General features: G+C 73.4%; 5 protein-coding genes. 4 read left to right on the plus strand and 1 reads right to left on the minus strand.

Going from position 1 to position 5,577, the window contains the following annotated elements; translation table 11 throughout:
- Positions 1–50 precede the first annotated feature (50 nt).
- Genes AC30N0_RS06815 through AC30N0_RS06830 form a run of 4 tightly spaced genes read left to right on the plus strand, consistent with a single transcriptional unit; the run spans position 51 to position 4,703 of the window.
- Positions 51–1,937 carry a TonB-dependent receptor domain-containing protein gene (locus AC30N0_RS06815; RefSeq protein ID WP_489517171.1) on the plus strand — a complete coding sequence of 629 codons (1,887 nt, stop codon included), beginning with the start codon at positions 51–53 and terminating at the stop codon, positions 1,935–1,937.
- Positions 1,938–1,969: 32 nt separating this feature from the next.
- On the plus strand, positions 1,970–2,947 hold the full coding sequence (locus AC30N0_RS06820) for a FecCD family ABC transporter permease (RefSeq protein WP_489517172.1): 978 nt from the start codon (positions 1,970–1,972) through the stop codon (positions 2,945–2,947).
- Entirely contained in the window at positions 2,944–3,765 is an 822-nt protein-coding gene (locus AC30N0_RS06825) for an ABC transporter ATP-binding protein (protein WP_489517173.1), read from the plus strand. The genes AC30N0_RS06820 and AC30N0_RS06825 overlap by 4 nt, the downstream gene beginning before the upstream one ends.
- A complete protein-coding gene (locus tag AC30N0_RS06830; RefSeq protein WP_489517174.1) occupies positions 3,762–4,703 on the plus strand; it encodes a cobalamin-binding protein in 942 nt (313 codons plus the stop codon). The genes AC30N0_RS06825 and AC30N0_RS06830 overlap by 4 nt, the downstream gene beginning before the upstream one ends.
- Here AC30N0_RS06830 and nth read toward each other — a convergent pair.
- The gene (gene nth, locus AC30N0_RS06835) at positions 4,700–5,428 is read right to left on the minus strand and encodes an endonuclease III (protein WP_489517175.1); all 729 of its coding nucleotides are present in this window, start codon (positions 5,426–5,428) and stop codon (positions 4,700–4,702) included. The two genes, AC30N0_RS06830 and nth, sit on opposite strands and share 4 nt — an antisense overlap.
- Positions 5,429–5,577 lie beyond the last annotated feature (149 nt).

Below are 5,577 nucleotides of genomic sequence, written 5' to 3' on the forward strand. Positions count from 1 at the left end.
GCAAGCGCCCGCGGGGAAGCGGTCGCTTGCCGCTTGTCGGAAGTCAACCCATGTCCAATCGCCTCATGCGCCGGCGTGCCTTCAAGGCCGCCTCAGGCTCGCTCCTGCTCGTCCTCTTCTCCGGCCTCGTCGCCGCCCAGAGTCGGCTCGACCCGGTCGTCGTCGTCGGCAGCCGTGAGCCCCAGCCGGCGTCCCGAAGCACGGCCGACATCGTCGTCATCGACCGCGACCGGATCCGGGGCAGCGTCGCGGACTCGGTCGAGGACCTGCTTCGGCGAGAAGCCGGCCTGCAGCTCGCACGTAACGGCGGCCCGGGCCAGAACGCCGGCTTCTTCATCCGCGGCGCGAGCACCAACAGCACGGTCGTGCTCGTCGACGGCGTGCGGATCGGCTCGGCGACGCTCGGCCAGGCCCAGTTCGAGGCGCTTAGTCTGAGCCAGATCGAACGCATCGAGGTCTTGCGGGGCCCGGCGTCCAGCCTCTACGGAGCAGACGCCCTCGGCGGGGTGGTCCGGATCGTCACGCGGCGCGGCGACGGCCCCCCGAGCGTGAGCGGATCGGCGCACGTCGGCGGCTACCGCTCGCGCCAGGGCGACTTCGGCCTCAGCGGCTCGGGAGCGGCGTTCGACTACGCGGTCGGCATCGGCCGAGAGAGCAGCCGCGGTGTCTCCGCGCTCCGTCCCGGCGATCGTTTCCAGAGCTTCAACCCCGATCGCGACGGCTATGCACGCAACTCGGCCAACGTGCGCCTCGGCTTCGCGCCCTCGCCGGAGCACCGCATCGGCGTCACCTTCATGGAGACCCGCCTCGACGCGCAGTACGACGCGGCCGAGTTCAATCCACCGGACTTCGCTGCCGACGCATCGCCCGACTTCCGCAATCGTCTGCGGACCCGCATCGGCTCGATCGACTACCGCGGCCGGCCGACCGCGAACTGGACGTCGACGCTCCAGGTATCGCGCACCGTCGACGACCTGACGAGCGGCGGCAGCACGCAGACCCGCTTCATCACCCGCCGCGCGCAGGCGACCTGGCAGAACGCGCTGCAGGTCGCCACCGACCAGCAGCTCGTGGTCGCCTACGAGCATCTGTCGGAACGTGCGAGTGCGCCGGTCTTCGGCAGCGATCCGGAGCGTCGCAATCACGCCGGCGTGATCGGCTATTCGGGCCGCCTCGGCGCGCACGCCATCCAGGCGGATGTCCGTCGCGACGCCAACTCGGTCCACGGCGGCAACACGACAGGGCGACTCGGCTACGCGCTGGAAGTGGCCCGCGGCCTGAAGCTGCGTGCCCTGGCCGGGACGAGCTTTCGGGCCCCGACCTTCAACGACCTCTACTTTCCCGGCTACGGTGTGGCCACTGTGCGGCCCGAGCGCGGCCGCAGCATCGAGGTCGGCCTGGCCTGGGAGGGCGACGCGAGCCGAGCCTCGGCGACGCTCTACCGCAACAGCGTCCGAGACCTCATCGGCTACCAGCCCGACCGGAGCGCCTGCCCACCCGATCCGGCGTACGACTTCGGCTGCGCCGACAACGTCAGCCGCGCGCGCCTGCAGGGTGTCACCTTGGCCGCCTTCCACCGAATCGGTTCGTTCGCGGCTCGTGCCACCGTCGACCTTCTCGATGCACGCGACCTGCAGACCGGCGTGCGCCTGGTCCGCCGCGCGGCCCATCAGGAGACGCTGGCGATCGACTACGAGCCCGGCGACTGGCGCCTGGGCGCATCGGCGCTCTTCGTCGGCTCGCGTCCCGAGGGCGGCGCGGTGCTCGGCGGCTATGCGACGCTGGACCTGCGCGCCGCCTGGCGCCTCCAGCCGCAGTGGCGGCTGGAGGCCCGGCTGCTCAACGCCTTCGATCGACGCATCGAGCCGGTCCGCGACTACCAGGGCCTCGGCCGACAGGCGTGGATCGGCGTGCGCTACGACGGCCAGGGTCTCTGAGGCGAGATCGCAGCGATGCCCAGGCAATGAGGATGCGGCACTTGCTCGCGCTCTGCGCCCTCGGCGCCGTGATCGCCTGCGCCCTGGGCGTGCTCGCCGGCTCGTCGGGCTTCGGGGTGCCGACCGACGACATCTTCTGGCGCATCCGCGTGCCGCGGGTCCTCGCCGGCTTCGGCGCCGGCGCTGCACTGGCCGTCTCCGGCGCGCTGATGCAGCTGCTGACACGCAACGCGCTCGCCGACCCCTACGTGCTCGGTGTCGCCGGCGGCGCTTCCGTCGGCGCCCTCGGCGCCATGCTCGTCGCCGGCGCTGGCGGGGTCATGCTGTCGGAGTGGGGCGTCGCGCTGGGCGCCGGCGTCGGCGCCGTCCTCGCGTCGGCGCTGCTCTTCGGGCTGCTTTGGCACCGGCTCGAGTCGCACGCCTTCTCGCCGCAGTCGGACGCCTCGACGGCCTTCCTTCTGGTCGGCGTGATGATCGGCTCCGGCTGCTCGGCCCTGGTCGCCCTGATCCTGACCCTGGCCGACGAGGGCCAGCTGCGCGGGATGGTGTTTTGGCTGCTCGGCGACCTCAACGGCGCGGCGCGCTGGGAGATCGTCTGGGCTGCGCTCGCGGTCGCCTTGCTCGTCGTCTGGCCGACGTCGCGCCAGCTGGACTGGCTGGCCCGCGGCGACGCCTGGGCCGCGACCTTGGGCGTGGCCGTGGGGCGGCGCCGCCGCGGCGTCCTGCTCGCGGCCTCGCTGGCGACCGGTGCGGCGGTGGCGACGGCGGGCGCGATCGGCTTCGTCGGGCTCGTCGTCCCGCACGCGTTCCGCCTCGTCGGCGTTCGCTCGGCGCCCTTGCTGCTTCCGGCCAGCGCGCTGGGGGGCGGTGCCTTCGTCGTCCTCGCCGACGCGGTGGCGCGGACGATCGTCGCGCCCCTGCAGTTGCCCGTCGGCGTGCTCGCTGCCGCAGTCGGCGTTCCCACCTTCATCGCCATGCTGCTGCGCCGCCCGGGGGCGGGCCGCGCATGAAGCCCCGTTCCCTGCACGTCGAAGGGCTTGCATTGCAGGCAGGCGGCCTGCCGCGGACGAGGCGGCTGTTCGCGGGTCTCGACTTCCGTGCCGAGGCGGGTGAGCGCTGGGTGGTGATCGGCCCGAACGGCGCGGGCAAGTCGTCGCTGCTCGCGGCGCTCGCCGGCACCTTCAGGGCGGCAGCGGGCACGGTCCGCCTCGGCGGCAGCGCGCTCGCGGAGTGGTCGACGGTCGAGCTCGCCACGGCGCGTGCCTGGAGCCCGCAGTTCTGGTTCGACCCGTTCCCGTCGACCGTGTTCGAGACCGCTGCCCTCGCGCATCGGCGCGGGCGCGCCTGGGCTTTCGTCCCCCAGGCGTCTTCCGAGCCGAAGGTGCTCGCGGTCCTCGATCGGCTGGCGCTCGGCTCGCTGCGCGACGTCGACGTCCGCATCCTCTCGGGCGGCGAGCGCCAGCGCGTCGCGCTCGCCACCGCGCTGCTGCAGGAGGCTCCGATCCTGCTCCTCGACGAGCCGGCGTCCCATCTCGACCCGGCGCACCAGCGCCTGTTGCTGCGCGTCCTGCGCGAACACGCCGATGCCGGCGGCACCGTCGTGGCCAGCCTGCACGACCTCAACCTGGCCTGGGACCTGGCCAGCCACGCGGTGCTGATCGACGGCCGCGGCGGCGCCTTCGCCGGCACGCGGGCGCAGGTGTTCGACGCGGCTCGATTGGGCGAGGTGTTCGGGGTCACGATCGAGGCCGTCGCCGTGGGCGGGGCGAGCCGCTTCCTGATGGCGGACCTTCCCTCTTCCGAGCCGGCGAGGCGGGACTTTTCGTGAGCGTCCTCCGTCTCCGGGAAACGGTGCAGGCACTCTGCCTCGCCGCGATCGCTTGCCTTTGCGCCGCCGATGCGCTGGCGCTCGAGGCGGTCGACGACAGCGGCCGGACCCACGTCTTCGCCGCGCCGCCGACGCGCGTCGTGACGCTGGCGCCGAGCCTGACCGAGCTGGTCTTCGCCGCCGGGGCGGGCGCGTCGATCGTCGGCACGACCTCGCTCAGCGACTACCCCGAGCCGGCCCGCGCGATCGCGCGCATCGGCGACGCCGGGCGGATCGACGTCGAACGGGTGCTGACCATGAAGCCCGATCTCGTCCTGCTCTGGCAACGCGGCGCGACCAGCCGCGAGCAGGAGCAGCTGGCTGCGGCCGGGATCCCGCTCTTCCACCTGGAACCGCGCCGGCTCGACGACGTGGCACGCGCCATCGAGCGTCTGGGCCGCCTACTCGGCAGTGCCGACGTCGCCGCGGCGCGCGCCGCCGAGCTGCGCCGCAGGCTCGGGTTGCTGCGCGAACGGCATGCGGGCGCCGCACCGGTGCGCGTGTTCTATCAGGTGTGGACGCGGCCCCTGATGACGGTCAGCCGCCGCCAGCTCATCAGCGACGTCGTCTCGCTGTGCGGCGGGCGCAACGTCTTTGCCGACCTCGCGCCGCTGGTCCCGGTGGTCTCGACCGAATCGGTCGTGGCCGCGGATCCGGAGGCGATCCTGACGGCGAGCGAGGAGGGCGGTGCGGCCCCTGCGTGGCAGCGCCGCCCGGCCGACCCGGCCTTCGCTGCCTGGCTGCCGCACGGGCGGATGACGGCGGTGCGGCGGGGCTGGCTGTTCTTGCTCGACGGCGACGGCATCAGCCGGCTGGGGCCGCGCATCGTCGATGGCGTCGGCGCGGTGTGTGCAGCGCTCGACCAGGTGCGCCTAGAGCGCGGGCCGCTGACGCGCTAGCCGGCGCGGCCGCTGGCCGACACGGGCGCGGGCACGTCGGACGTCCCCCTTTCCTTCATGGGCGACGTCGTCGCGGCGGCCTCTTTCTGCCCGCGCAGCGCAGGCGGCGCGGAGTCGCACCAGGTGGCGACCGGGCAGATCTCGCACAGCGGCCGCCTGGCGAGGCACACGTAGCGGCCGTGCAGGATCAGCCAGTGGTGGGCATGCTGCAGGAAGTCCGCCGGAACGCGCTGAAGCAGCCGCATTTCGACTTCGATCGGCGTCCGGCCGATGGCCAGGCCGGTGCGGTTGGCGACGCGGAAGACGTGCGTGTCCACGGCCAGGGTCGGGTCGCCGAAGGCGTTGTTGAGGACGACGTTCGCCGTCTTGCGGCCGACGCCGGGCAGCGCCTCGAGCGCCTCGCGCGAGCGCGGCACGCGGCCACCGTGCCGCTCGACCAGGATGCGGCAGGTCTCGTGCAGGTTGCGGGCCTTGGTGCGAAACAGGCCGATCGACCGGATCGCGTCCTCCAGGCCCGGCAGGCCGAGGGCCAGCATCTGCCGCGGCGTCGGCGCCCTGGGAAACAGCAGGCGCGTCGCCTTGTTGACGCCGCGGTCCGTGGCCTGCGCCGACAGCAGCACGGCGGCGAGAAGCTCGAAGATGCTGGTGTACAGGAGCTCGCTGGCCGGGTCGGGGTTGGCGTCGCGCAGGGTCGCGAAGAAAGGCCCGATGTCGGCCGATTTCATGACGCGCCGCCGGCGCTCAAGGGGCCGATCGCACGGCGGGGGCCCGCGCGATCGCCGCCGCCAGGAACGCACTGTCCACGGGTGCGACCGTCGGCGTCGTCGATCCCGGCCCCGGCGCATCCGCCGGCGCGTCGAGGCGCTGCCGGTGG

Origin of the sequence: Rhizobacter sp., from assembly GCF_031412495.1 — a bacterium.
Classification (GTDB): domain Bacteria; phylum Pseudomonadota; class Gammaproteobacteria; order Burkholderiales; family Burkholderiaceae_C; genus Schlegelella_A.